Origin of the sequence: Pseudoalteromonas sp. MER144-MNA-CIBAN-0113, from assembly GCF_040308965.1 — a bacterium.
GTDB classification, from domain to species: Bacteria; Pseudomonadota; Gammaproteobacteria; order Enterobacterales; family Alteromonadaceae; genus Pseudoalteromonas; species Pseudoalteromonas tetraodonis.
The window spans coordinates 15985-38343 of sequence record NZ_JBEOOG010000030.1; the positions used below are offsets into that span (position 1 = coordinate 15985).

The following is a 22359-nucleotide window of genomic DNA, read 5'->3' on the forward strand; positions in this document are numbered from 1 at the left end:
TCCTTAAAATGGGCTTTCTATGTCAGCCATACCAACATAAACAGACTTAGTTTGCGTGTAATGATCAAGCGTTTGTATGCCGTTTTCGCGGCCGATACCTGATTGCTTATAGCCACCTACAGGCATTTCTGCCGGCGAGTTACCGTAAGCATTGATCCAACAAATCCCCGCTTGTAGCTGATGAATAACGCGATGAGCACGTTTAATATCGCTTGTGAATACGCCAGCAGCTAAACCTAAGTGAGTGCAGTTAGCACGTGCAATTACATCATCTTCGTCATCAAATACTAAAACGCTCATTACTGGGCCAAAAATTTCTTCTTTAACGATGGTCATTTCATCGTTGCAATCAACAAATACGGTTGGCGCTACAAAATAACCATTTGGCGCAGATGCTGGTGAAAGCGTTGAGCCACCGGTTAATAGCGTTGCCCCTTCTTCAAGGCCTTTGTTGATGTAGCTCAGTACTAAATCTTGATGCTTTTTAGAAATAAGCGCGCCAAAGTTAGTGTTTAAATCTTGTGGATCGCCGGCAATAATATTGTTTTCGGTGCGAGTTTTAAGCTCATCAATAAACTGCTGGTACACATTTTTGTGAACATAGATACGAGTGCAATTAGTACAAATTTCACCTTGGGTATAAAAGTTCCCTAACATTGCCGCGCTTACTGCTTGCTCTATATTGGCATCGTCAAAGACAAGTAACGGCGATTTACCACCTAGTTCCATAGTCACATCTTTTAATGTACCTGCAGCACTGGCGACGACTTTCTTACCGGTACCTACTTCACCAGTAAACGATACTTTTTCAATATCTTGGTGTGCAGTAAGCCATTGGCCTACTTCACTCGCGCCTTGAACTACATTGAATACGCCAGCGGGTACACCTGCTTCAATAAACACCTCTGCTAATTTAATTGCGCCAAGCGGGGTTTCTTCTGAAGGTTTAAAAATAAATGCATTACCCGCTGCAAGGGCAGGGCCAGACTTCCAACATGCAATTTGTAATGGGTAGTTCCATGCACCAATACCAGCACAAATACCTAAAGGCTCTTTGCGTGTGTAGTAAAAGTCATCGCCAACCATTTGTTGTTGACCAACTTGTGCAGGGGCAAGGCCTGCAAAATATTCAATTACATCTGCACCTGTTTCAACATCTACGCAGTTAGCTTCTTGCATTGGTTTACCGGTATCGAGCACTTCAACTAGTGCAAGCTCATCATTACGCTTGCGTAAAATAGCAACGGCGGTTAATAAAATACGGCTGCGCTCAATAGGGGTCATGGCTGACCAAACTTTAAAGCCTTGTTTTGCACTTTCAATTGCTGCGTTTTGAACGTATTCATCGGCAACTTCAACGGCATAAATTACTTGGCCGGTTGCAGGATTTACTACATCAAATGTTTCGCCGCTTTTGTTTGCAAGGAATTGACCGTTGATAAAGTTTTGATAGATAGGTGTAGTCACGTTAGGCTCCATATTGCTTGATAAGTGAATGCACGTAGTTTTTAGCCAGTGATTCACTGTGTTTAAACTGATTTTCGTCTGATTGGCTTAATACGGCTCGTAGCCATAAACCATCGATCATTGCTGCGGTTAACTCTGCCGCGAGATTTGCTTGCGCTAAAGGCATTAATTGCTTAAATGAAACGGTTAAATTGCTTTGCAAGCGTTTGCTGTTTACATTTTGTAAACGATGAAGTTCCTTGTCGTGCATTGATTGCGCCCAAAAACTTAACCACGTCCGAGTGGTGTCTTTTCGTTGTTGTACTAGCGCAAAGTTTGATTCAACAATAAACATTAACCTTTGAGTTGGCGTGGTCTTTTCATCTACTTTGCTGATCAAGTCATCTTTCAAGTTAGACAGTAAGTAACGCACAGTTGCTTCAATTAGCCCCTGTTTCCCACCAAAGTAATGGCTAATTATGCCAGAGGACATCCCCGCATTTTTGCTAATACTATTAATTGTGGTTGCTTGTAACCCTTTTTGAGCAACTGACTCTATTGTTGCGTCAATTAGCTGCTGACGCCTTACAGGTTCCATTCCAACTTTAGGCATAATTTTTATTAATTGATCGTTCAATAAAGATAAGCTTAAGGTAATAGCTCTAACAATTCAAGGTTCGTGCAAATGGTGAGTGTCTGAAATATGGATAAATAATTAATAAAATAAGTCTAAAATGAAGTTATATTAACAAGCTGGATTTTTATAAAATATCATTTAATAACAACTTGTTACGTGTGTTTTTTTGATTGCTTTTTGCGGTGTAAATATTTTTTTACATAATTGGTGAAACTTTTAGTGATTTATTTATTAGTGTGATAAATATTAGAGTACTAATTGTATTTTTTGTGGGCAGGTTACTTTAAAAAGCGGTAAGGCGAGTTTGTGGGAAGATCCAAGAAAAAAGATTTAGGAAGTGTAATATGAGATTAATTTACAGAAATGTTAACTTAGTGAAGAGATAAATAAAGACGCTGTTTAGGTTTCAACAACGCCTTTAAATAACAAAGGATAACGTCTTAAACGGTTGCCAATATAATCGTCAGCCATAATTTGGTCGCAAATTTCATCAATATTATCGGTCGCTTCAAATACCCAATCAAAGCGTTCTATTGCAAGTAAAAATCCACGTTTTAAATGCGTTTGCGCACGGTAATAAGCAAGGTTGTTTTTGATGAGTTGCAGTTTTTCAGGCTCTGCTTTTAATTGCGCAATAACTTGGTTAATAAACTGCAAATTGCGCGAACTGGTTGGTCTGTTTCTTCTATTTGTTGATCGCATCACTCTTCATTAGCTATGTTGTAAAGTTTTTTCAAAAAGTCGTCTTTGTGTTTGTCATGTTCATAATCAAGGTGATAAGTATTATGAAACCCAAAGCGAAGTAAAACACCACTGCCTTGTAAATAGACGGTATAGCCGTCAATATCAGAAAATGCAGTGATCCCTTGATAAAATTTACCTTCTTCTGTGACTTCTCCGCGTTGTTGAATGCGTTCGTAAACCGCTAGAATCTGTTTATTGTCGATTTCATTTTTCATTGTTTGTCCCTTTTATTTAATCACTCATACGCTATAGAAGTGAGGGTCGATCATCATAAAAACAATAGTCTAAAAAGTATGATATTGCTTTGTTATTTTTCATTTATAAATTATGCTCAAAGTTCACTTTTTGTTGAGCTTTTACCATGATAGACAAAGCGTTACTTTTGAAAACTCGTGAATTATCCGACCAACTCATTGCATTGCAAACACCCATTAGAATACTCGATGCAATAAATTGGGATAAACAAATTAAAGAGGAATTTTTTAGACAAAAATGTCAAAAAAATCCACTTATTGATCGTGCTTATTATCAACAGCGCGATTTAGGGTTTGTTCCTAGCGAGTTGCGCCAAGCATTTTCAACACTGCACCGCAATATTATTAACCAGTTGGGGCAATTAAACCCAATTGCACAATATATGGGTAAAATGTGTACCGAATATAAAACGGTTCTGAGCATGCTTGAATACCGCGGTACGCCAGAGTTTCATGACTTATCAGTGGAGCTATTTGGTCATCCTAAAGATTTGTTTCATGCCGGTGAGCCATCGCTATCAGAACTGGCTAATATGCTCGAACAGCCTTTAAAAAATTTACTTGCAGCGGATATTTTGCCTGAAGATCCTAAAAATATTGATGCCAGCGACGCGGTGCGAATTTTATCTGAACAGGTCAATGCCAGCATGCCGGGAATAAACGTAGAGGTAATGCTAAGTGATGGTATTGTCAGCGATGCAGCAGCAGGTGCTAATAATATTAAGCTCAATCAAGATGTTAAGTTTTCTCAGCGCGAATTAGATATTTTAGAAGTGCACGAGGGATGGATCCATGTAGGCACGACTCAAAATGGCTTAGCGCAACCTTATTTAACTTGCTTGAGTAAAGGCACACCAAGCTCTACGGTTACCCAAGAGGGGCTTGCAGTACTGACGGAAATTATTACTCTTAAATCAACACCACGTCGTTTATCAAAATTAGTAAACCGTATTCAAGCGGTGACGAAAGTGATTGATGGTGCTGAGTTTGTAGATATATACCGAGATTATGTAGCACAAGGGTTATCAAAAGACGACAGCTATACTCTTGCACAGCGCGTTTTTAGAGGCAGTACCGCAACCGGCTTACCCTTTACCAAAGATATTGCTTACATAAAAGGCTTTGTTTTAGTTTACAACTTAATTAGGGTGGCGATACAGCTTGGTCGAATTGATCAGTTGCCATTATTGCTGGTGGGTAAAATATCAATTGATGACTTTAGATTAATATCGCAATTGCATGACTTAGGTGTCATTGAAAATCCGCAATTTGTGCCGCCTCATTTTAAAGATTTAAGAGGCCTTGCTACGTGGCTCAGCTTTGGTCGATTTATTGGCGATTTGTCTTTCGAACAACTAGAAAACGACTATAAGCCGTTGTTTTTATAATTTTAAAAAGGAAGCGCAGGTTCCTTTTTTAGCAAAAAAACGCAGTTGAAATGAGCAACTGCGTTTAAGTTTACACACATAAGCCTGCATGCCCATAAGGGGGCAATTGATTGTTGTCATTTTTATTTATCGTTTTATCGATACATAAAATTGTTTTAACCCATTCATTAGGCAAAAAAAAGCCCAAAAGTGGGCTTTTTAAATTCAACACACTTTGGTTATCGTGCGTTGGTGCTTTCAAATATTTTGTCTGCAGAGGCAGCGACAAAACCGGTGTAAATTTCACCGTCAGGTTTTGGATAACGAATAGCAAACTCGTAAAAACAGCTAGGAATGCACATATCGCCATCGCTAAAGGTTACAGCGTATTCATCAGCTAATGTTGATGATTGCTCTAATAGCACCTCTGGTGAGCCTTTTACTTCGCCTCCTGAGGTATTAAGTGAAAAACCTGCATCTTTAAGAGCTTGGTTTACATCATGGATGTTATCAAACTTAGCTAAGGTATTAATGTTCACAGTAAAGTGATTTGCACGATAACCCCACGCAGACATCCACGCCGCATATTCGCTCTCTGCTAATAGCTTTTTGTAAGTATCAGTGCTTACTTGCCAATGTGTACCTGAATATAAAAAGTTATCGGCAGTCACCGCACTTTCGTCAATTTGTGCAACCATATCAGTAACAATTGCTTGAAGCTCAGGCGAGCATTTTTCAACTAATAACTCAGAAATAAACACTTTAGGTTGCGTTGGATCGCTGTGCTCGTAGTGCTTAGCGTAGAGTTTTTTTGCTTCAAAATGGTACTCACCACATTCTTTGTAGCCAATGGCTAAAAAGTGCGCTGCCAGTTTTTCAAGGCCCACTTTTTCAATATTAAAGGTACGCAGCGCAATATGATCGTTGATTATATCGTCTTTTTGCGTTGAGCCTAATAGGTCATGAATTTTGTCAGCCGATGGCGTTACGCTTAGATAGTTTTGCCACAGGTTATCAAATAATGTGTTTACATCAGTATGCATGGTAAATCCTTAAATCTGTTTAAATTGTTATTCAATTATTAAGCCCGGCGCGAGGGTTTGCGGTAAATTAACTTTTTCTGACTCTACAGAGGCCACTGGGTATGCGCAATAATCTGCAGCGTAGTATGCACTGGCTCTGTGGTTGCCACTGGCACCTATACCACCAAATGGCGCTGCGCTTGATGCGCCTGTAATAGGGCGGTTCCAGTTAACAATGCCGGCACGAATACGTTTTAAAAAGTGACTGTAATCATCTTCGCTATCAGCAAGTAAACCAGCAGATAAACCAAAGCTGGTGTTGTTTGCTTCTGTTATAGCGCTATTGAAATCAGTGTAACGATATACTTTTATAAGCGGGCCAAAGTGTTCTTCATCGGCAATTTCACTAATGTTAGTGACATCAATAATGCCTGGGCTTACAAACCCAGTGCCTGATTTTAACTGTTTAAGCTCAACAAGAATCTCAGCACCTTGTTTAACTAGCTTAGCTTGCGCTGCAACCATGCCTAATGCGGCTTTTTCACTGATCATGGCACCCATAAAAGGTTGATCGTCCGCAAAGCTATCGTCTACTAGGATATTTTTAGTGGCGCTGATCAGCTTTTCTAAAATAGCATCGCCATTGGGCGACTTTTCAATAAATAAACGGCGTGCACAAGTACAGCGTTGGCCAGAGGTGATAAAACCCGATTGAATAATATCGTGCACAGCGGCGCTAACATCAGCAACATCTTTAACCACTAGCGGGTTATTACCGCCCATTTCAAGCGCTAAAATTTTACCTGGGTGGCCAGCAAATTGTTTATGTAATAAATGACCTGTGTTTGAGCTACCAGTAAAAAATAGGCCATCTATATCTTTGTGTGAGGCCAGCGCTTTACCTGTTTCTAACTCACCTTGAACGAGGTTTATAACCCCAGCAGGTAAGCCTGCTTTTAACCATAGTTCTAAGGTAAACTGTGCTACATGAGGAGTTAATTCTGATGGTTTAAATACCACGGTATTACCGGCTAGTATGGCTGGTACAATATGGCCGTTTGGTAAATGCCCAGGGAAATTATACGGACCAAAAATAGCGACCACACCGTGAGGTTTGTGGCGAATAAAGGCTTTTGCACCAGGCATTGGGTTTTCGGTTGTACCAGTACGTTCATTGTAAGCACGGATCGCAATGGCCACTTTGCCTGTCATCGCGCCCACTTCTGTGCGTGTTTCCCATAGCGGTTTACCTGTTTCACGAGCAATAATAGTGGCAAACTCTTTGCTGTGTTCTTTTAATTGGGCTACGAAGTTTTCTAAAATGGTAATACGTTGCTCAATTGGCATGTCTGCCCATTGAACTTGCGCGGCTCTTGCCGCTTTAATGGCACTGTCAACTTGCTCTGCGTTGGCGCCATTACCTTGCCATACAATTTCACCATTACTTGGGTTAATAGAATCAAACGCAGGGCCTTTGCCTACAAGCCATTGATTATTAATTAGTTGTGTGTTCATAAATAATGTTACAGGCGGAAAAATCGCGCTGCATCTCCTTGTTTTAAATGAAGTGCATCAGCTACTTCTTGGCTGATGATTAAGGTGTGCTTTGCCTGATTGTAATGAGCATGTTTGGTGAATGTGGCTCTGAAATCACTAACCCCTTGATTACAAATAGCAAGGGTGTCTGAGCTTTGCTCATTGATATGTTCAAGCTCGCCAATAGTAATAGGGCACACCTGTGAATCACGAATACTGCGAATATTACCGAGCTTTGCTTCTACTGTGGGGCCTGCGTCAAATAAATCAACGTATCCGCGGTGTTCAAAACCTTCTTTTTCAAGCAGTTTAAGTGCTGGTTTGGTTTTATCATGCACATGGCCAATCACCGCTTGTGCTTTTTTGCTCAGCAAATTCACATAGATAGGGTATTTAGGCATGAGTTCGCTAATAAACACTTTATCGCCTAACCCCACTAAATGGTCTGCTTGTGGGAATTCAATGCTAAAAAAGTGTTCCTGCAACCATTGCCAAAATGGCGAGTGACCGTCTTCATCGCTAACACCACGCATCTCAGCAATTACTGTGTCGGCAAAGCGCTCACTGTGTTGCGCCATAAATAAAAAACGTGAACGTGATAAAAAACGTCCCGTTAAGCCTTTTCTACTGTCTTCACGTAAAAATAAAGTACATATTTCTGAGCAGCCAGTGTAGTCATTACACATACTCAAAATATCTACGGTATTGTAAACGTTTAAAGTGGGTGAATGGTGAACGGTTTTACCTAGATGATAATGATACAAAGGTACAGATAACCCGACGGCCGCTTCTATGGCGGTAGTACCAATTACCTTGCCGGTTTCACTGTCTTCTAAAACAAATAGATAGCTTTCGTCGATGGGCTTATCTACGTTTTTAGTAAAACTGTTTTGCGCACGAGCAATTTTTTCTTGTAGTTGCCCATCATCGACAGGTAAAGAGGTAAAGCCATGGCCAGACTCAATGGCAATCTCTTTAAGTGCTGCAAAATCATTGACAGTAATAGGACGTAATACTTGCATTAACTACTTGCTCCAACAACATATAAAATCCTGAGGTAAACGTGTGTTTGCCTCAGGACTTAGTTATGTTTTACTTAGTTATTAACCGTTTACTACATCGCTTACTGCTTTTTCAAAGCGAGCTAAGCCTTCTTTAATGTCCTCAAATGGGATCACTAATGAAGGTGTAAAACGAATAACGTTCATACCGGCTACTAAGTTCATTAAGCCGTTATTTGCACTTGCTACTAAAAAGTCACGAGCACGGCCTTCAAATTTCTCATTTAATACCGCACCGATTAGTAAGCCTTTACCACGGACTTCGCTAAATACATGGTATTTTTCATTAATTGCATTTAAACCATCACGGAACATTTGTTCACGCTCTTTTACGCCATCTAATACAGCAGGCGTATTAACAGTATCAAATGCCGCTTCTGCAACAGCACAAGCTAACGGGTTACCACCATATGTAGAACCATGCGTGCCTACTTTTAGGTGTGCTGCAATTTCAGTGCTGGTGATCATAGCGCCAATTGGAAAACCGCCACCTAAGGCTTTAGCCGTCGTTAAGATATCAGGAACAACATCTAACCCTTCGTATGCGTATAAGTGACCTGTACGGCCAACGCCGGTTTGCACTTCATCAAAAATAAGTAGTGCGTTGTGTTTAGTGCACAGTTCACGTACTTTTTGTGCAAATTCATTAGTTGGTGGCACAATGCCGCCTTCACCTTGTAATGGCTCCATCATTACCGCACAGGTATCATCACCAATTAAGGCTTCAAAAGCGGCAATATCATTGTAGTCACAATGAACAATATCAGCAGGTTTTGGACCAAAACCGTCAGAATAAGCAGCTTGGCCACCCACTGTTACAGTGAAAAATGTACGACCATGAAAACCTTTATTGAAAGCAATAATTTTAGTTTTTTCAGCACCAAATTTATCTAGCGCAAAGCGACGTGCTAATTTTAATGCTGCTTCGTTTGCTTCAGCCCCTGAGTTTGCAAAGTAAACTTTTTCAGCAAACGTGGCATCAACCATTTTTTTAGCTAGACGAAGAGCTGGCTCATTGGTCATTACATTTGATAAGTGCCAAATTTTTTCGCCTTGCTCTTTAAGTGCACCGACTAATGCAGGATGGCAATGCCCTAAACAATTAACTGCAATACCACCGGCAAAATCGATAAATTCGTTATTGTTCTGATCCCACACACGTGAGCCTTCACCGCGAACAGGAACAACAGCTGAAGGGTTGTAATTAGGGACCATTACGTCGTTAAATAAATCTCTGGTTACTTGCATTTTTACACCTAAATTATTCACATAAAAAAATACGTTGCTGAAAAAATAACGATAAGGTCAGGATGATTCAGCAATACAATGTGTTTTACTTATTAAAAATGTCATTATCAAAGGTTATGAATGAAATTTGCAGTGCTATTTTGTGAAAAATGATTAGAATAATAGTCAAATTAACGAATTTAATTAGCATTATGATAACTCCCCAAGATGAAAAACTACTCTCAGTATTAAAAACGAACGCCCGCACTAGCATTTCTGATCTTGCAAGGCATTTGAGTTTATCTCGTTCAACGGTGCAAAGCCGAATGCTAAAATTAGAGCAAAGTGGGATCATTAAGGGTTATAGCGTTGACTTTGGAGATGACTTTTTAAATAGCTTGGTCTCTGCGCATGTTTCAATAAAAGTAAAACAGAAGCTAACAACAAAAACTAATATTGAATTAAAGCAAATTGATGCGATTTCTCAGTTGTATGCAATTAGTGGAGAGTTTGATTTAATTGCTATTGTAGAAGCACAGAACCTTGAGCAGTTAAGCCACTTGCTGGATGATATTGGTAACTTAGATGGGGTAGAACGTACCCGTTCATCGGTTATTTTAGAGACTAAATTTAAGCGTTAATTCGATTTATTTAGTACATTCAGTGAGCATTAATTATTTGCATTTAAGCTAACTTGATTGTAGTCTACTTGATATTCGGAACAAGGAATGTTTTTAACCAAATCAATAGGCTTATTGCCCTGCATTTGTTGCAATCTTCCAGTACTTAATAAATCTCATCAATACAGTTATTAATCTTATTAGCATTGGCTAATAAGGTGTGAGTGAAATAGGACGTTTTTGGCACCACTGGGCTAAGACTTTACAAGGAAATGTTATGAAATACACAACAATGGCTGCTGTGGCATTATTAATAGGTGGCTCATATTTAAGTGCAAAAGCGACTTTATTTGACCCTGCACAGAGCATAACGGTTGAAACTTACAGCGATATATTCTTCAAATTAGAATCCTCTCCTGTCAGCATTAATGAAATTGTTACCGGGGCGAGTCAATTTGCCGATAGCTTGTGTGATGAAAGCATCTACCAAGAAGTAATTGGCGAATCGGTAAACTCATGTAAGCAAAAATTCAAACAATCTCAAGCACAATGTGCTGAGTTTATAATAAAAAATAACGAGCCTATGTACACTGATAAAGTGGCAATAACACAGCTCTCTGAGAAGTTTATTAATTGCATGACCAATAGCTAAAATAGCGCTTACAGTTCTTAATTTATTAAAAATGCGGCTCCTAAACTGGATGAGCATTGATGCTTTAATTTTTATTTAGCATATTCCACTGCGTGGTCTAAGCTAAATTTTATTAATGCTCAAACGCCCAGTTTGCTTTAAGGAGTACAATGCAAGAAAATTTACTGAATTCAGTCATCAAAATAACAAAAAATAGAGATGTAGATTCTCTTGAATATAGTTTGATATCGACCATCCAAGAATTTATAGGCTGTAAAGAAGTCTCAGTTTATAAAGATATAGAAGTTCAAGGCCAATTGACTATTGAGCAAAGTCTTTGCTTAAAAGTCACGGGTGAAAAGCAATTCGAGTGGGTGCAACGACAAATTGTTGCACAGCCTGAGGATGAACTTCTATCGTGTTTACGTTCTGCCTGTATTATTACTGTTCAGTCTGCCGATGGAATTGAACGCCGTTGGCTCCCCATTACCCGCCAAGAAAAAACAGTTGCTGCCATTTTTGTGGTTTCAAAAAGTTTGATAGTTCGGCTCAAGTGATGCTAAATGCTTTTTGCCGCATATTTGAAAACTATTTAACCTGAACTCTGGTTAAGAGATTTACTAACATATTGAATCAAAATGATATTTATTTTTATTTTCTCAAGCTAGAGATTTTTAGTGAAAACAAGGCGAAATTACGCGTCAATAGCTAGCCTATTGCAAGTAAATTCAACGCAGTTAGCGCTGAAAATAGCTGCTTGAGATGGATTTATTATCCGGAGTTCAGGTTATTTAGTGATACTCCATGAAAACGAAAGAGACAAATTAACGGGTCTGTTAAATAGACAGACCTTTGAGAAAAAAATAAAACAGCTAATTGAAAAACAAGTATTAAAAATGCACGGCTCATCCCGAGATAAAGATAAAAGGCAACAAAAGCAGGCATCAACATCTTGGCTGGCTATTTTAGATATTGATCATTTTAAAAATATAAATGATCAATACGGTCATATCTGTGGAGATGAAGTGTTACTCGTATTAGCGCAAAAAATGCGTCACTTTTTTCGCTCAACAGATTTAATTTTTCGTTTTGGTGGGGAAGAATTCGTGATTGTTTTTGAGCCCACAGATGCTGACTCAATCAGTAATAAAATGGCTGAATTTATACAGCTCATTAGAGATACATCGTTTCCTTTTGTTGAAAATATGACGATCAGTGCTGGTTTAGCGCGTATTAGTCCTTATGATTTTCCAATTGCAGTGCTAGAAAGCGCAGATAAAGCGCTTTATTATGCAAAAAATAATGGCCGAGATAAATTTTGTATCTATGAAGATTTACTTGCCGAGAACTTAATCAGTGTACAAGTTAATTCCTCAGAAATAGATTTATTTTAAACTACTGCGGCTGAGGATGGCTTCGCTGCACTTTCACTTTGGTTACTTGGTCGAGCTTTATAAAATAAACATTGCCGCCAATGCCTTTAAACTCCTCATCGGTAAAGGCGATTGTATTGTCATCATAAAAGGTGATTGCCTCTTTTTGGGTTACAATACCTAAGTCAATTTTAAATACATCGCCAGAGAAAAACTTATCGCCTTTAAAGTTTTCAAACAGCCAAATACTGGTTGAATCTAATAGCGCGAGCTTTTTTCTATCTGGGCTAAGTGCTGCGGATGTGATCCAGCAAAGCTTTTCCATGGTGGTGCACGTTTTAAATGAATCTATCAGCTGGGCATCAAAATTCGCTGCATGGTCACCTACTTTGTAAACGTTAGTAATTCCATCGAATGGCTCTGTGCGATTTTTAGTAAACAAGTATAAATGTCGACCAAAAGCCACAAACGCTTCTAAGTCATAATTACGTTGATCAGGTTGTATTGGGCTGCCATCTAATTCTGGGTAGGTAAACTTTATAATTTCAGCTTCTGTTGTATTGGTTTTTATATCTATAGGGTTTTCTATTTTATAAATTGTTAGCCATTTACGATCATTTTTATTATTACCAAAGTCGCCTAAAAAGAAATGACCAAACTTATTTTGCGTCATATCTTCCCAATCTATATTTTTTGCATTCGTGACGAGTACTTCTTTTGCAATTGAACCATCGTCATTGAGCCTATAAAGCTTAGGCTCGTCGCCACTGTCGTTAATAGCCCAAAGCCGTTTATGTTTATCAAACTCAATGCCTGAAATTTCTTTTAGTTTTGGGTCTACAGAGACCACCTTTTTACTATATAGTGTATAAATTGAACTGCCTACAACAGCCGTAATGATGCTAAAGACGATAACAGAAGTAATAAGGATGCTTTTTTTCAACATTGTATTTAAGTGTTCATCGGGTTGGCTGAGTAGATAGTTATTATCGCTGATGATGTTGTTAAGCTAAAGGTTTTTATAGTTTTAATGTAGTAATAAAAATTAATAAGTATGTGTATAAGGACAAAAGCAAATTAATTAGCTGTTATGGTGTAGTTGGTTTAAAAGTTGCTCAGTTGCAGTGCTTACTTAAAAATCAGTTTTAATGGTTAAAATTGCACCAAACCAGTGCGGTAAAATAAATAACGCACTGTAATAATGCGTAAATAAAGTTTTGATTAACTTTAAAGCTGTTTTTATGTGAATGAATGGATTCCACATCGCCTTTTTAAGCTGTTTGGCCTGTGGCAAAGATGAATAACCCTTATGGTTTAGTTGGAGCCTATTATGTTGAATAAACGCTTTTTTAAAACAAAAAATGAAGCAGAAGTAACCTTTGAATTTTCTCACCCAGATGCAGATGATGTCTGTTTACTTGGAGAATTTAATGATTGGCAGCCGGTGCCAATGAAGCACAACAAAAAGCTTGGCGTATTTAAATGCAAGCAACGTCTTCCCGTTGATAAAGAGTTTCATTTTCGCTATTTAATAAATGGTAAACAGTGGGATAACGATCATCAGGCTGATGGGTATATTGCTAATAATTTTGGTACAGAAAATAGTATAGTAAATACACAACGCATTAATTAAGGTCGCTGAATGGACGCACTATCGCAATTGTTTTATTTGCATGGTATTGGTTACGAATACACTAAGTATACGGGTGAACACGTTATATTTAGCGAAGACACCCGTATATCTGCTTTGCACTGCTGTGGCGTTGACACACGTGATACGGCGCAAATAACCCAGTTAAATTATCAATTGGATGCGGCTACATGGTTAACACTCGCACCTGCTGTTAGCATAATAGATCAGGCTAGTAATGTGCTAAAGGTGCGTGTTAATGAAGCTGATACGCATCACAAAATTACATTAACTGTGGCAGCATTAAATATAAAGCTGCAATTTGAACACATTGCTCAGTATGCAGCATTAGGTGAGTACTTTGTAAATGGGTGTCGTTATATAGAAATAGCGCTACCACTGACGCATTTACCAACCGGCTATTATGATGCGTTATTAACGATGGGTGAGCAATCAGCTAAAACACAAATTTGGTCTACCCCTGAACAAGCCTACCAAATAGCGGATAAAAAACGCTTTGGCTTATCAATTCAGTTATATACATTAAAAAATAAAGCCGGACTCGGGATTGGCGATTTTAGTGATTTACTTGAGTTGGCAACCTTATGTGCAAAGCAAAATATGGATTATATTTTACTTAACCCATTGCACTTATTGTTTGCAGATAACCCTGAGTGCGCCAGCCCCTACAACCCAAACAATCGTGCCTTACTCAATCCGCTATATATCGCAATTAATTTATCGCCAGACAGCTTTAACAATCCGGATTTAACTGAGTTGTTATCTGCTTATACCTCAAGTAAATACAGCGACCAAGATGTAGCCTTTATTGATTATAAAACGGTTACTGAGTGTAAATATGCTGCTTTTAAGCTGCTTTTTAAGCATTTTCAACAACAGGGCAGTCAAGCACGGCAAAACGAATTTAGTGCGTTTTGTAAACAGTACAATGATGTGCTGGCTATGTTAGAAACTACAGAGCCCACATTTGAATATTACCTCCAATGGCAAGCACACAGCCAACTTACGCAATGCCAACAGCATTGTATTGCCCAAGGGATGGCGATTGGTTTAATTAATGATTTAGCGGTGGGCTGTGCTAATGAGGGCACTGAATTTAAATATCAGCAGGGATTATTTAGTCAAGATGCAACCCTTGGTGCACCACCAGATCCTTGGGCACCTAACGGCCAAAATTGGGGGCTACCAGCAATAAACCCGCAGCGCCTTGCTGACAATAACTATCAGTTTTATCGTTCACTCATACGCGCTAATATGGATGCAGTAGGCGGGTTACGAATCGACCATGTAATGGCGATTAGGCGTTTGTGGTGGTGTTTCATAAACAATAATACCCAAGATGGCTGTTATGTGTACTACCCATTTGAGCATTTATTAGCAATTTTAAAAATTGAATCTCATCTTAATCAGGCCATAGTAATAGGCGAAGATTTAGGGGTTGTACCACCTGAGGTAAAAGAGGCACTGGTTGATAGTGGCATTTTCTCAAACAGCTTATTTTATTTTGAAAAACAACAAAATGATGAATTTGTAAATAGCGATGACCTTAGCGATCAATGCCTGCTAATGATAGCCAATCATGATGTACCGCCATTTGTGGGCTGGTGGCAGCATAGCGATTTAAAAATTAAACAGCAGTATGGGCTGATTGATACTGATGAGTATCAGCAGTTAGTTCAGCAGCGAGAGCAAGAGCAACACCGGTTATTACGCTTTTTAAATCCACAAAACACTTCCTTTTCACTTAACACGGATGCTTTTGATGTTTATAGCGCTTTGGCTGTATGTTTAGCTAAATCGCCGTCTCGTTTATTTGCATTACAGCTTGATGATTTAGACAAGCAACACTACCCAGTCAATATTCCTGGCACCGATAAAGAGTATCCTAATTGGCGACGGGTACTCACACATACATGCGACGATATTTTTAAAGATAATGCTGCTCTTTTGGCTGCAATACATTCAATAAGGAATGCGTAAATGGGCAGTACTAAAAATAGGGTATCAACGCAATTAGTTGATTATGACGCACAGGTAAACGCATTAACTGCAGGGCGATTTAAAGACCCGTTTAGTTTTTTAGGCGCGCACAACACCCAAAGTGGCACTGAAATACGCGTCTATTTGCCAGCGGCATTACGCGTCGAACTGTTAATTGATGGTCAAGTTATTAGCACGTTACGCTATAAACACAGTGATTTATTTATCGCTGAGTTATCAAGCATGCCTAGCAGTGTTTACCAATGCCAGGTTAGTTATGAAAATAGCGATGTTACATTTTATGATGAATACAGCTTCAGCAGTACATTGGATGAACAGGCTATGTACTTGTTTAACGAAGGTAGCCTTGAGCATGCTTATACTCACCTAGGTGCGCAATTTACTACACAACAAGGGGTAGATGGTGTTCGTTTTTGTGTGTGGGCGCCTAATGCCGCCAGTGTATCGGTTATTGGTGAGTTTAATTTTTGGCAAGCGAATCGCCATTTTATGCGATTTCATCCGGCAAGTGGGGTATGGGAATTATTTATCCCGGGTTTAAGTGCAGACATGTGCTACAAATTTGCTATTACTACGCTCAGTGGCGAAGTTTTAGATAAAGCCGATCCTTTTGCATTTAAAATGCAGCAAGCACCGGGCACTGCCAGTATATTACAGTACAAACCAGCGCCTATTTTGCTAAGTGAACAAGCGATTATAAATCGCCAAAAGCGTAATCATATTGATGCCGCTATTAGTATTTATGAAGTGCACTTAGGCTCTTGGCAACGCGCTGAGCATAACCGTTACTTAAGCTACACCGAGCTTGCAGATAAGCTTGTAGGCTACGTGATTGAAATGGGGTTCACGCATTTACAACTTATGCCGATCAGTGAATACCCGTTTGATGGCTCTTGGGGTTATCAGCCAGTAGGGCTGTTTGCACCTACGAGCCGCTTTGGTGATTACAACAGCTTTAAATACTTAGTTGAGCAATGTCATAAAGCTAACATAGGCATATTACTTGATTGGGTTCCTGGGCACTTTCCAAGCGACCCACATGGCTTACATTGCTTTGATGGCACCCATTTATACGAACACGCTGATATGCGCCAAGGGTTTCATCCTGATTGGAACACTTATATTTATAATTATGACCGCCCTGAAGTAAAAAGCTTTTTAATTTCTAATGCGATGTATTGGCTTAGCCAATTTGGCATAGACGGACTGCGTGTAGATGCGGTGGCGTCAATGCTTTACCTTGATTACAGTCGTAAAGAAGGACAGTGGGTAGCTAATTGTTATGGCGGTCGAGAAAACTTAGGGGCAATAGAGTGCCTAAAACAAGTGAACTTACGCAGTTATAAAAATAACCCCGGCATTATGATGGTTGCCGAGGAGTCAACGGCTTGGCCTGGGGTCACGCAAAGTGTTGAACACAATGGCTTAGGTTTTGGTTATAAATGGAATATGGGCTGGATGAATGACAGCTTAGATTATATGCAGCAAGATCCGTTATTTAGAAAATATCACCATCATAAAATGACATTTTCTATGGTGTATGCATTTAGTGAAAATTACATTTTACCGCTAAGTCATGATGAAGTGGTGCATGGCAAGGGATCACTACTAAACAAAATGCCCGGTGACGATTGGCAGCAGTTTGCAAACTTACGTGCTTATTATGCGTTTATGTGGGCACATCCAGGCAAAAAATTACTGTTTATGGGCGCCGAAATAGCACAGCGTAAAGAGTGGGATCATGACCATTCACTAGACTGGCACTTGCTTGAGCATCAAAGCCATCAAGGGATTCAGCATACGGTTAAACGTCTTAATCAAGTGTATCAAGCGCATCCATCTTTATATGAGCTCGATAGCTGTGCAACGGGCTTTTCATGGATAGATAATAATAACAGCCAGCAGAGTATGTTTAGCTTTATTCGTTATGCTAAAAATGCTGACCAGTTTATGGTTATTGTCGCTAACTTTACACCAACGGCTTATCAACACTACACCTTAGGTGTGCCAGCGAAGGGCACATATAAAGTGGTATTAAATACCGATGAAGTTTGCTTTTTTGGCTCAGGTTATCGTGTCACAGAGGATAAAAACCAGCTTATCCATTCAGTCGTTCAGCCAAGTCATGGGTTTGATCACAGTATTACAGTTAATATTGGTGGCTTAACCACACTTTACTTAGAAAAGGTGAATGATGAGTAATTGCTTTGAGGTTACTCAGGGTGCGCCTTTGCCACTGGGTTCGAGTGTACAAAACCAAGGCGTCAACTTTGCCTTGTATGCCCCTAATGCAAGCCAAGCTTTTGTGTGCTTATTTGATAAAAGTGGTCATACAGAAATATTAAAAATAGCCATGAATATTAATGAAGGCGGCGTATGGAGCATTCATATAGCCCCATTAAGCACAGGCGCATTGTATGGCTTTAGGGTTGATGGCGAATACATCCCAGAAAAAGGCATGTTATTTAATGAGCATAAATTACTGATTGATCCGTATGCAAAAGACTTGTTTAACGAATTTACTTGGAGCGAACGTCATTACGGGCAAATGCCCATTGGCACTAAAAGCGTGGTTAATAATGCGATAGATATGCCTAAATCAAAAGTGACTGCGCCGGTTGCTTATTCAAATAATAAGCCACAGCATAGTTGGGCCAATACCGTTATTTATGAGTGCCATGTTAAAGGTGCTACCTGTCGCCATCCTGATATCCCTAAAGCGCTACAAGGGACATTTTTAGGTTTGAGTCATCCCAGTTTTATTGAGCATTTAAAAAGTTTAGGGGTAACGGCTATTGAGCTTTTGCCTGTGCATGCTTTTATAAGCGAACAGTTTTTAACCGCTAAAGGACTGCAAAATTACTGGGGCTATAATAGTCTTAATTTTTTTACTCCTCATAAAGACTATTTGGTTAATGACGATATAAACGAATTTAAACAAATGGTGAGTGAGTTACATCGCGCCAATATTGAAGTTATTTTGGATGTGGTATACAACCACACCGCAGAGGGAGGAAATGATGGCCCTATTTTATCTCTGCGAGGGCTCGACAACCTGACATATTATCGCACCATTGAGCGGCAACCCAATGTTTATATTAATGATACAGGGTGTGGCAATACGTTAAATATCGATCACCCTAAAACCTTACAATTGGTACTCGACAGCTTACGTTACTGGGTTGAAGTTATGGGCGTTGATGGCTTTCGATTTGATTTAGCCACCATTTTAGCGCGTTCAAATACGGGCTTTAGTGCGTCTCACACCTTTTTACAAGCAATTGCCCAAGATCCTGTGTTAAATAAAGTTAAACTGATCAGTGAGCCGTGGGATATAGGCCCTGGTGGTTATCAGCTTGGTGCATTTCCTTCACCTTGGCGAGAGTGGAACGATCAATATCGTGATGTGATTAAACGCTTTTGGCAAAGTGAAAAAGGCATTATTAGTGATGTGGCAAAGCGTTTACATGGCTCGTTTGATATTTTTGAACACAGTAACCGAGGCCCGCTAAATAGCATTAACTTTATTACCAGCCATGATGGGTTTACGTTAGCCGACTTAGTCAGTTATGAGCAAAAACATAACCAGGCCAATGGTGAAAACAACCAGGATGGCCATAGCGCTAATTATTCGTTTAACTGCGGGGTTGAGGGATATACCAGCGACCCAGAAGTAATGAGTTTGCGCTTACAACAACAAAAAAACTTTCTACTCACCTTATTACTCTCCAAAGGCGTGCCAATGATAGCCGCTGGCAGTGAGATGGCGCACTCGCAAGGCGGTAATAATAACGCTTATTGTCAAAATAATCGCACCAGCTGGCTTGCCTGGAAAGACTCACAACTGAATCATTCATTGATTCAGTTTATTGATGATGCGCTAAAAATCAGGCGTGGTCACAGTGCATTTAAACACAGTGTGTTTTTGGATGATATTGATGAGCGCTTCACCGTTAAGTGGTTTACCGAGCAAGGTAAAAAAATGGATGAAACACATTGGCATGAAGATACACGGCAATTTTTAATGTATAGCTTACTTGATAAGCAAAATAAGCATGCGTTATTAATTATTCTTAATGCTAGTAAACTGCCTGTGGTCTGCCAATTACCACAATCGCCCATTATCGCGCCATGGACGTTAGTATTATCAAGTGTAAATAACGCATCATCTGTTATTCAAGAAGATGCAACCGTGAATATTTCAGCACAAAGTAGTTGGGTTTTTAGTGCCAATTTAGAAGGCGATGATTATGACTAAGCAAGACGAGCAAGTGTGTGTAGTAAAAGGCTGGCAAGCAGGCCCAGTGATAGACGAAAGTACTTTAAGTGATGATTTAACACGACACTTTTATTACACCTTAGGGCGTGATGTGGTGGGCGAGTCACAGCTGTATTTGTATCATGCATTAGCACTGACGATCAGAGACCGGTTAGTGGCACGCTGCAGGGAAACCAATCAACAAATAAAACAACAAAAACGCCGTAAAACAGCCTATTTATCGTTAGAGTTTTTAATGGGCAGAGCGCTGGGTAATGCAGTATTAAATCTAGATTTAGAATCACAAGTTACAAAGGCACTGCAAGCTTACTGTACTGAGCTTGAAAGTGTTGAACAAGCTGAGCATGATGCCGGTTTAGGCAATGGCGGCTTAGGGCGACTAGCGGCCTGTTTTTTAGATAGCTGTGCCAGTTTAGCGCTGCCAGTAGTCGGTTACGGTATTCGTTATGAATATGGCATGTTTAATCAGTCAATAAAAGAGGGTAATCAGGTTGAGCAACCAGATAACTGGTTACGAGAAGGTCATCCTTGGGAATTAAGCGCACCGGAGCAAGCTAAACGGGTTAAGTTTTCTGGTTATGTACAAAGCTACACCGATAAATTTGGCCGTGAGCATCGCCAATGGATCAGTTCTCAAGATGTATTAGCAGTGCCTTATGATGTACCTATTCCGGGCTATAAAAATAATATTGTTAATACCCTTAGACTTTGGAAGTCTGAAGCAACGGACGAATTTAATTTAACAGAATTTAATGCCGGAAGTTATTCTGAAGCAGTAGCACAAAAAAATCTCGCTGAGCAAATAACCATGGTGTTGTACCCTAACGACAGCAGTGAAAATGGTAAAGAGCTGAGATTACGTCAACAATACTTTTTATCATCGGCAAGTATTCAAGATGTACTTACACAATGGATTGAACAATACGGTAATGATTTTACTGAATTTGCTCAGCATCATGTGTTTCAGCTTAACGATACCCACCCAAGTATTGCGGTTGCCGAGCTGATGCGAATTTTAGTTGATGACCATGAACTGGATTGGGATCAGGCATGGAATATCACCACCAAAACCATGGCTTACACAAATCATACCTTACTACCAGAGGCATTAGAGAAGTGGTCGGTATCGTTATTTGCTAAATTATTACCGCGTATTTTAGAGATTATTTATGAAATTAATGCCCGCTTTTTAGCCGAGGTGGCCATGCATTGGCCAGGTGATGTGCAAAAACAACGGGATTTATCATTAATTGAAGAAGGGGGCGAGCCGCAAATACGTATGGCCTTTTTAGCCATTGTCGGCAGTTACTCTGTCAATGGTGTGGCAGCGCTACATACGCAGTTATTAACCGCGGGTTTGTTTAAAGATTTTTACGCGCTATGGCCTGATAAATTTAACAACAAAACCAATGGTGTTACTCCACGGCGCTGGCTTGCATACTGCAATCCGAGTTTAAGCCAGATCATTAGCGAAAAAATAGGCAAAGACTGGATAGGTGATTTTGCACAAATTGGCCAATTACGTCGTTACTACGATGACCCGCAGTTTCATATAAAGTGGCATCAAGCAAAACAGCAAAACAAACAACGCTTCGTTGATTTAGTAAAACAAAGATGTGGCGTAGAGTTTGATATCAATATGCTATTTGATGTGCAGGTAAAACGTATTCACGAATATAAGCGCCAGTTACTTAACATTTTACACGTTATTCATTTATATGACCGCATACGCCGTGGCGACACACAAGGCATGGTGCCTCGTTGCGTTTTATTAGGTGGTAAAGCAGCACCGGGTTACATGATGGCTAAAAAAATCATTAAACTCATTAATAATGTTGCTGAGGTGATCAATAAAGACCCACAGGTATCTGCTTTTCTAAGAGTCGCGTTTTTACCTAATTATAATGTCACCGCCATGGAAACCATTTGCCCTGCAACGGACTTATCGGAGCAAGTATCAACCGCAGGCAAAGAGGCCTCAGGTACCGGCAACATGAAGTTTATGATGAATGGCGCGCTAACAATAGGCACCCTAGATGGCGCTAATATCGAAATACGTGACGCTGTTGGGGCTGAGAACTTCTTCTTATTTGGCGCACAAGCTGAGCAGATTGACGACATAAAAGCACATTATAACCCCAGTGAAATAATTGCGAATAACCCTGATTTGAATAGTGTGATGCACTTACTCGAAAGTGGCCATTTCAATCTATTTGAACCTGGCTTATTTGACGATGTGATTAATGGCATTAAAAGTAACAACGATCCTTGGTTAACCGCCCATGACTTTGCCAGCTATATAGCTGCGCAACGTGATGTTGATAAAGCCTATGCAGATCAAACCTACTGGACTCAAATGAGTATTTTAAATACTGCCGCCAGTGGCTCATTTTCTAGTGACAGAACAATTAGTCAATATTGTGATGATATATGGCATTTAACTCCACTAGATACCACACACCAAACAGTAAAAACAAACACTGACACTAATAGCTGACACTAAACGGAGA

The 22359-nt window shown here is 39.6% G+C and carries 18 protein-coding genes and 1 pseudogene; 10 read left to right on the forward strand and 9 right to left on the reverse strand.

Features of this window, described 5'->3' with window-relative positions; translation table 11 throughout:
* Window positions 1–3: 3 nt before the first annotated feature.
* The 4 genes from betB to AAEY57_RS09815 all read right to left on the reverse strand — a co-directional run bounded on the left by betB (window position 4) and on the right by AAEY57_RS09815 (window position 3042).
* Complete coding sequence (gene betB / locus AAEY57_RS09800; RefSeq protein WP_350607701.1) at window positions 4–1467, reverse strand: betaine-aldehyde dehydrogenase; 1464 nt, start codon at window positions 1465–1467, stop codon at window positions 4–6.
* Window position 1468: 1 nt separating this feature from the next.
* Window positions 1469–2044 (reverse strand): transcriptional regulator BetI, encoded by a 576-nt coding sequence (gene betI / locus AAEY57_RS09805; protein ID WP_008111458.1) that lies wholly within the window; start codon window positions 2042–2044, stop codon window positions 1469–1471.
* 438 nt (window positions 2045–2482) lie between these two features.
* Window positions 2483–2785 carry a hypothetical protein gene (locus tag AAEY57_RS09810; RefSeq protein ID WP_024600891.1) on the reverse strand — a complete coding sequence of 101 codons (303 nt, stop codon included), beginning with the start codon at window positions 2783–2785 and terminating at the stop codon, window positions 2483–2485.
* Window positions 2785–3042 carry a DUF3081 domain-containing protein gene (locus tag AAEY57_RS09815; RefSeq protein ID WP_008111462.1) on the reverse strand — a complete coding sequence of 86 codons (258 nt, stop codon included), beginning with the start codon at window positions 3040–3042 and terminating at the stop codon, window positions 2785–2787. The genes AAEY57_RS09810 and AAEY57_RS09815 overlap by 1 nt, the downstream gene beginning before the upstream one ends.
* Before the next feature lie 146 nt (window positions 3043–3188).
* Between AAEY57_RS09815 and AAEY57_RS09820 the strand changes: the two genes are divergently transcribed.
* Window positions 3189–4469: a flavohemoglobin expression-modulating QEGLA motif protein gene (locus tag AAEY57_RS09820; protein WP_138765377.1), complete on the forward strand. Its 1281-nt coding sequence runs from the start codon at window positions 3189–3191 to the stop codon at window positions 4467–4469.
* 218 nt (window positions 4470–4687) lie between these two features.
* On the opposite strand, the gene AAEY57_RS09825 is transcribed toward AAEY57_RS09820, so the two are convergent.
* The 4 genes from AAEY57_RS09825 to AAEY57_RS09840 form a co-directional block, all read right to left on the reverse strand.
* A complete protein-coding gene (locus AAEY57_RS09825) occupies window positions 4688–5491 on the reverse strand; it encodes a DUF1338 domain-containing protein (protein WP_262976440.1) in 804 nt (267 codons plus the stop codon).
* A 27-nt stretch (window positions 5492–5518) separates the two neighbouring features.
* Window positions 5519–6985: a succinylglutamate-semialdehyde dehydrogenase gene (gene astD / locus AAEY57_RS09830; RefSeq protein ID WP_350607706.1), complete on the reverse strand. Its 1467-nt coding sequence runs from the start codon at window positions 6983–6985 to the stop codon at window positions 5519–5521.
* An 8-nt stretch (window positions 6986–6993) separates the two neighbouring features.
* Window positions 6994–8028: an arginine N-succinyltransferase gene (gene astA / locus AAEY57_RS09835; RefSeq protein WP_138765375.1), complete on the reverse strand. Its 1035-nt coding sequence runs from the start codon at window positions 8026–8028 to the stop codon at window positions 6994–6996.
* Window positions 8029–8109: 81 nt separating this feature from the next.
* Complete coding sequence (locus tag AAEY57_RS09840) at window positions 8110–9315, reverse strand: aspartate aminotransferase family protein (RefSeq protein ID WP_138765374.1); 1206 nt, start codon at window positions 9313–9315, stop codon at window positions 8110–8112.
* Between the two features lie 191 nt (window positions 9316–9506).
* On the opposite strand from AAEY57_RS09840, the gene AAEY57_RS09845 reads away from it, so the two are divergent.
* The 4 genes and pseudogenes from AAEY57_RS09845 to AAEY57_RS09860 all read left to right on the forward strand — a co-directional run.
* Window positions 9507–9935, forward strand: a complete 429-nt coding sequence (locus AAEY57_RS09845; RefSeq protein WP_138765373.1) for an Lrp/AsnC family transcriptional regulator — start codon at window positions 9507–9509, stop codon at window positions 9933–9935.
* A 256-nt stretch (window positions 9936–10191) separates the two neighbouring features.
* Window positions 10192–10566 carry a hypothetical protein gene (locus AAEY57_RS09850; protein WP_138765372.1) on the forward strand — a complete coding sequence of 125 codons (375 nt, stop codon included), beginning with the start codon at window positions 10192–10194 and terminating at the stop codon, window positions 10564–10566.
* A 149-nt stretch (window positions 10567–10715) separates the two neighbouring features.
* Window positions 10716–11102 (forward strand): hypothetical protein, encoded by a 387-nt coding sequence (locus AAEY57_RS09855; RefSeq protein WP_249362401.1) that lies wholly within the window; start codon window positions 10716–10718, stop codon window positions 11100–11102.
* 231 nt (window positions 11103–11333) lie between these two features.
* A pseudogene (locus tag AAEY57_RS09860) lies at window positions 11334–11939 on the forward strand (GGDEF domain-containing protein); the annotation flags it as partial.
* Between the two features lies 1 nt (window position 11940).
* Here AAEY57_RS09860 and AAEY57_RS09865 read toward each other — a convergent pair.
* Window positions 11941–12864 (reverse strand): hypothetical protein, encoded by a 924-nt coding sequence (locus AAEY57_RS09865; protein ID WP_058155990.1) that lies wholly within the window; start codon window positions 12862–12864, stop codon window positions 11941–11943.
* Between the two features lie 384 nt (window positions 12865–13248).
* Here AAEY57_RS09865 and AAEY57_RS09870 point away from each other — a divergent pair, with 384 nt between their 5' ends.
* Genes AAEY57_RS09870 through AAEY57_RS09890 form a run of 5 tightly spaced genes read left to right on the forward strand, consistent with a single transcriptional unit; the run spans window position 13249 to window position 22346 of the window.
* Window positions 13249–13551 (forward strand): isoamylase early set domain-containing protein, encoded by a 303-nt coding sequence (locus AAEY57_RS09870; RefSeq protein WP_013463235.1) that lies wholly within the window; start codon window positions 13249–13251, stop codon window positions 13549–13551.
* Between the two features lie 9 nt (window positions 13552–13560).
* Window positions 13561–15549: a 4-alpha-glucanotransferase gene (gene malQ, locus AAEY57_RS09875; RefSeq protein ID WP_128583283.1), complete on the forward strand. Its 1989-nt coding sequence runs from the start codon at window positions 13561–13563 to the stop codon at window positions 15547–15549.
* Window positions 15550–17772, forward strand: a complete 2223-nt coding sequence (gene glgB / locus AAEY57_RS09880) for a 1,4-alpha-glucan branching protein GlgB (RefSeq protein ID WP_058155994.1) — start codon at window positions 15550–15552, stop codon at window positions 17770–17772. It begins immediately after the preceding gene.
* Entirely contained in the window at window positions 17765–19828 is a 2064-nt protein-coding gene (gene glgX / locus AAEY57_RS09885; RefSeq protein WP_051894360.1) for a glycogen debranching protein GlgX, read from the forward strand. The genes glgB and glgX overlap by 8 nt, the downstream gene beginning before the upstream one ends.
* The gene (locus AAEY57_RS09890; RefSeq protein WP_036954834.1) at window positions 19821–22346 is read left to right on the forward strand and encodes a glycogen/starch/alpha-glucan phosphorylase; all 2526 of its coding nucleotides are present in this window, start codon (window positions 19821–19823) and stop codon (window positions 22344–22346) included. The genes glgX and AAEY57_RS09890 overlap by 8 nt, the downstream gene beginning before the upstream one ends.
* The last annotated feature ends 13 nt before the right edge of the window (window positions 22347–22359 follow it).

Excerpts from the sequence above, each read along its gene's own strand:
- betI (WP_008111458.1), bottom strand. The coding sequence starts at position 2,044 with ATGGAACCTGTAAGGCGTCAGCAGCTAATTGACGCAACAATAGAGTCA.
- AAEY57_RS09810 (WP_024600891.1), bottom strand. The coding sequence starts at position 2,785 with ATGCGATCAACAAATAGAAGAAACAGACCAACCAGTTCGCGCAATTTG.
- AAEY57_RS09815 (WP_008111462.1), bottom strand. The coding sequence starts at position 3,042 with ATGAAAAATGAAATCGACAATAAACAGATTCTAGCGGTTTACGAACGC.
- AAEY57_RS09820 (WP_138765377.1), top strand. The coding sequence starts at position 3,189 with ATGATAGACAAAGCGTTACTTTTGAAAACTCGTGAATTATCCGACCAA.
- AAEY57_RS09825 (WP_262976440.1), bottom strand. The coding sequence starts at position 5,491 with ATGCATACTGATGTAAACACATTATTTGATAACCTGTGGCAAAACTAT.
- astD (WP_350607706.1), bottom strand. The coding sequence starts at position 6,985 with ATGAACACACAACTAATTAATAATCAATGGCTTGTAGGCAAAGGCCCT.
- astA (WP_138765375.1), bottom strand. The coding sequence starts at position 8,028 with ATGCAAGTATTACGTCCTATTACTGTCAATGATTTTGCAGCACTTAAA.
- AAEY57_RS09840 (WP_138765374.1), bottom strand. The coding sequence starts at position 9,315 with ATGCAAGTAACCAGAGATTTATTTAACGACGTAATGGTCCCTAATTAC.
- AAEY57_RS09845 (WP_138765373.1), top strand. The coding sequence starts at position 9,507 with ATGATAACTCCCCAAGATGAAAAACTACTCTCAGTATTAAAAACGAAC.
- AAEY57_RS09850 (WP_138765372.1), top strand. The coding sequence starts at position 10,192 with ATGAAATACACAACAATGGCTGCTGTGGCATTATTAATAGGTGGCTCA.
- AAEY57_RS09855 (WP_249362401.1), top strand. The coding sequence starts at position 10,716 with ATGCAAGAAAATTTACTGAATTCAGTCATCAAAATAACAAAAAATAGA.
- AAEY57_RS09865 (WP_058155990.1), bottom strand. The coding sequence starts at position 12,864 with ATGTTGAAAAAAAGCATCCTTATTACTTCTGTTATCGTCTTTAGCATC.
- AAEY57_RS09870 (WP_013463235.1), top strand. The coding sequence starts at position 13,249 with ATGTTGAATAAACGCTTTTTTAAAACAAAAAATGAAGCAGAAGTAACC.
- malQ (WP_128583283.1), top strand. The coding sequence starts at position 13,561 with ATGGACGCACTATCGCAATTGTTTTATTTGCATGGTATTGGTTACGAA.
- glgB (WP_058155994.1), top strand. The coding sequence starts at position 15,550 with ATGGGCAGTACTAAAAATAGGGTATCAACGCAATTAGTTGATTATGAC.
- glgX (WP_051894360.1), top strand. The coding sequence starts at position 17,765 with ATGAGTAATTGCTTTGAGGTTACTCAGGGTGCGCCTTTGCCACTGGGT.
- AAEY57_RS09890 (WP_036954834.1), top strand. The coding sequence starts at position 19,821 with ATGACTAAGCAAGACGAGCAAGTGTGTGTAGTAAAAGGCTGGCAAGCA.